This window comes from Marinomonas shanghaiensis (assembly GCF_003259175.1).
In the GTDB taxonomy this organism is placed as follows: Bacteria; Pseudomonadota; Gammaproteobacteria; order Pseudomonadales; family Marinomonadaceae; genus Marinomonas; species Marinomonas shanghaiensis.
The window spans coordinates 1-3,111 of the sequence record NZ_QGOK01000046.1 but is presented as its reverse complement, the minus strand read 5'-3'; the positions used below and the strand labels follow the sequence as shown (position 1 = coordinate 3,111).

The 3,111-nt window shown below is 50.2% G+C and carries 1 rRNA gene; it reads right to left on the bottom strand.

The annotated features are described in order from the left end of the window. Window positions 1-19: 19 nt before the first annotated feature. Window positions 20-2,919: ribosomal RNA gene (locus DKT73_RS19885) — 23S ribosomal RNA — on the bottom strand. Window positions 2,920-3,111: the final 192 nt, after the last annotated feature.

Below are 3,111 nucleotides of genomic sequence, written 5' to 3'. Positions count from 1 at the left end.
AAAACCACTTTGGTGTTATATGGTCAAGCCTCACGAGCAATTAGTATTGGTTAGCTCAATGCCTCACAGCACTTACACACCCAACCTATCAACGTCCTAGTCTCGAACGGCTCTTTAGGGGACTTAGGTCCCAGTGAGATCTTATCTTAAGGGAGGCTTCCCGCTTAGATGCTTTCAGCGGTTATCCCGTCCGAACATAGCTACCCGGCAATGCCACTGGCGTGACAACCGGAACACCAGAGGTTCGTCCACTCCGGTCCTCTCGTACTAGGAGCAGCTCCTCTCAAATCTCAAACGTCCACGGCAGATAGGGACCGAACTGTCTCACGACGTTCTAAACCCAGCTCGCGTACCACTTTAAATGGCGAACAGCCATACCCTTGGGACCGGCTTCAGCCCCAGGATGTGATGAGCCGACATCGAGGTGCCAAACACCGCCGTCGATGTGAACTCTTGGGCGGTATCAGCCTGTTATCCCCGGAGTACCTTTTATCCGTTGAGCGATGGCCCTTCCATACAGAACCACCGGATCACTAAGACCTACTTTCGTACCTGCTCGACGTGTCTGTCTCGCAGTTAAGCGTGCTTTTGCCTTTACACTCTATGCATGATTTCCGACCATGCTGAGCACACCTTCGTGCTCCTCCGTTACTCTTTGGGAGGAGACCGCCCCAGTCAAACTACCCACCACACAGTGTCCTCGATCCGGATTACGGACCTGAGTTAGAACCTCAAACATACCAGGGTGGTATTTCAAGAGTGGCTCCACGGTAACTGGCGTCACCGCTTCAAAGCCTCCCACCTATCCTACACAAGTAGGTTCAAAGTTCACTGTGAAGCTATAGTAAAGGTTCACGGGGTCTTTCCGTCTAGCCGCGGATACACAGCATCTTCACTGCGATTTCAATTTCACTGAGTCTCGGGTGGAGACAGTGTGGCCATCGTTACGCCATTCGTGCAGGTCGGAACTTACCCGACAAGGAATTTCGCTACCTTAGGACCGTTATAGTTACGGCCGCCGTTTACTTGGGCTTCGATCAAGAGCTTCGCTTGCGCTAACCCCATCAATTAACCTTCAAGCACCGGGCAGGCGTCACACCCTATACGTCCACTTTCGTGTTTGCAGAGTGCTGTGTTTTTAATAAACAGTCGCAGCCACCTGGTATCTTCGACCGACTAGTGCTTACGGAGCAAGTCCTTCACACCGGCCGGCGTACCTTCTCCCGAAGTTACGGTACCATTTTGCCTAGTTCCTTCACCCGAGTTCTCTCAAGCGCCTTGGTATTCTCTACCTGACCACCTGTGTCGGTTTGGGGTACGGTTCATGTATATCTGAAGCTTAGAAGTTTTTCCTGGAAGCATGGCATCAACCACTTCGCCCAAAAGAGGGCTCGTCATCAGTTCTCGGTTTTCCTACTAAAAGGAGGGACCCGGATTTGCCTAAGTCCCCAACCTACCGCCTTAAACACGGACAACCATCGCCGTGCTGGCCTAGCCTTCTCCGTCTCTCCATCGCAATATACATAAGTACAGGAATATTAACCTGTTTCCCATCGACTACGCATTTCTGCCTCGCCTTAGGGGCCGACTCACCCTGCCCTGATTAACATGGGACAGGAAACCTTGGTCTTCCGGCGGGGGAGTTTTTCACTCCCCTTATCGTTACTCATGTCAACATTCGCACTTCTGATACCTCCAGCCTGCCTTACAGCTTGACCTTCAACGGCTTACAGAACGCTCCTCTACCATGCCTAATAAATTAAGCATCCGTAGCTTCGGTGTACAGTTTTAGCCCCGTTATATCTTCCGCGCAGGCCGACTCGACTAGTGAGCTATTACGCTTTCTTTAAAGGATGGCTGCTTCTAAGCCAACCTCCTAGCTGTCTAAGCCTTCCCACATCGTTTCCCACTTAACTGTAACTTTGGGACCTTAGCTGACGGTCTGGGTTGTTTCCCTTTCCACGACGGACGTTAGCACCCGCCGTGTGTCTCCCGTAATTGCACTCATTGGTATTCGGAGTTTGCATGGGGTTGGTAAGTCGGGATGACCCCCTAGCCCAAACAGTGCTCTACCCCCAATGGTGAGATACGAGGCGCTACCTAAATAGCTTTCGAGGAGAACCAGCTATCTCCGAGCTTGATTAGCCTTTCACTCCTATCCACAAGTCATCCCCAGCCTTTTCAACGGATGTGGGTTCGGTCCTCCAGTTGATGTTACTCAACCTTCAACCTGCTCATGGATAGATCGCCCGGTTTCGGGTCTATTCCCAGCAACTAAACGCCCTATTAAGACTCGGTTTCCCTACGGCTCCACTATGTGCTTAACCTTGCTACTGAAAATAAGTCGTTGACCCATTATACAAAAGGTACGCAGTCACGGAACAAGTCCGCTCCCACTGCTTGTACGTACACGGTTTCAGGATCTATTTCACTCCCCTCACAGGGGTTCTTTTCGCCTTTCCCTCACGGTACTGGTTCACTATCGGTCAGTCAGGAGTATTTAGCCTTGGAGGATGGTCCCCCCATATTCAGACAGGATAACACGTGTCCCGTCCTACTCGTTTTCATGATTAAGGTGTTTTCGTATACGGGGCTATCACCCTCTATCGCGGCACTTTCCAGAGCCTTCTACTAACACCAAAACCACTTAAGGGCTAATCCCCTTTCGCTCGCCGCTACTTAGGGAATCTCGGTTGATTTCTTTTCCTCCGGGTACTTAGATGTTTCAGTTCCCCGGGTTCGCCTCCTCACAGCTATGTATTCACTGTGGGATACTCTACAAGTAGAGTGGGTTTCCCCATTCGGACATGTTCGGATCAAAGCCTGTTTATCGACTCCCCGAACCTTTTCGCAGATTACCACGTCCTTCATCGCCTCTGACTGCCAAGGCATCCACCGTGCACGCTTGGTCACTTGACCATATAACCCAAAATAGTTTTCTAATCCCCAACTCTAAGAAGAGTCAGTATTAAAACAACACTCAGATCACATACCAAAGGGCTTTTGTACCCCTCTGGATTTACGATTTAGAAAGTCACTAGGTTAAAGTGCTTTCCACCGGTTTGACGCTTGATTATCGTCTATTTCAAAATTCGAATTGTTAAAGAGCAA